Genomic DNA, 1,080 nt, shown 5'->3' on the forward strand with positions numbered 1-1,080 from the left:
CAATGAGACCTTGTCCGCCATTGGTCCGAGGACAATGGTCGAATGCCGAGCTGTGTCGGCGAGAGAGTGTTGCCCAGAGCCTCGATTACAGCTGGTCCAAGGAGTTCCTTGAAGCTGGAAAGAAGCGCCTGGCAGGCGACACTGCTCGGGCGGCAACGTCAAGCGAGGTTAAAGACCTGCGCCGCGAGGCACGTGATCTGAAGGAGGTCGTCGCCGAGCAGGCCCTTGAGCTGCGGTTGCTCAAAAAAGCATGATCGCGCCCTCTCAGTGAATGCAAGGCATTCACCCGCCGGGTAATAGATGGGGACGAAGACGCATGAGGTATCCTGCATCCGAAAAGCTGGAGATCATCCGCCTCGTCGAAGGTTCGCATCTCCCGACCAAACGCACGCTGGACAAGTTGGGCATCCCCAGAACCACCTTCTATCGCTGGTATGACCGGTATCTGTCGGGTGGCCCTGAGGCGCTTGAGGATCGTAGACCCAAGCCGTCACGGGTCTGGAACCGCATTCCCGAGCCGGTTCGGGAGAAGGTCAAGGAGCTGGCCTTGAGAGAAAGCGATCTGTCGCCACGCGAGCTGGCCGTGCGCTTCACCGACACGAATAAGTACTTTGTGTCAGAGGCTTCGGTCTGTCGCATCCTCAAGTCCTACGACCTGATCACCAACCCGGCCTACGTCGTTCTGTCGGCCGCAGACGCGTTTCGGGACAAGACAACGCGACCTAATCAGCTCTGGCAGACCGACTTCACCTATCTCAAGGGTGAGCCATTGTGTCGCCATGTGTTCGAGACCAATGGCGAACGGCTGGGGCTGGTTCTATCTGTCGACGATCCTGGACGACTACAGCCGCTACATCATCGCCTGGAAGCTGTGCACAACGATGAAGACGGGTGATGTGACCGACACGCTGGATCTCGCGTTGCAGGCTTCGGGCTGTGATCGGGCGACCGGCGTTCACAAGCCACGGCTGCTGAGCGCCAACGGGGCCAGTGACATCTCCAGCGAGTTGGCCGAGTGGCTGGAGGATCGGCAGATTGATCATGTCCGAGGTGCCCCGTATCACCCGCAAACTCAGGGGA

The 1,080-nt window shown here is 59.4% G+C and carries 1 pseudogene; it reads left to right on the forward strand.

What is annotated here, in order from left to right:
* Nucleotides 1–1,080: pseudogene (locus tag KX928_RS23895) on the forward strand (DDE-type integrase/transposase/recombinase); the annotation flags it as partial.

The sequence above is a fragment of the Roseobacter insulae genome (genome assembly GCF_019375555.1).
GTDB classification, from domain to species: Bacteria; Pseudomonadota; Alphaproteobacteria; order Rhodobacterales; family Rhodobacteraceae; genus Roseobacter; species Roseobacter insulae.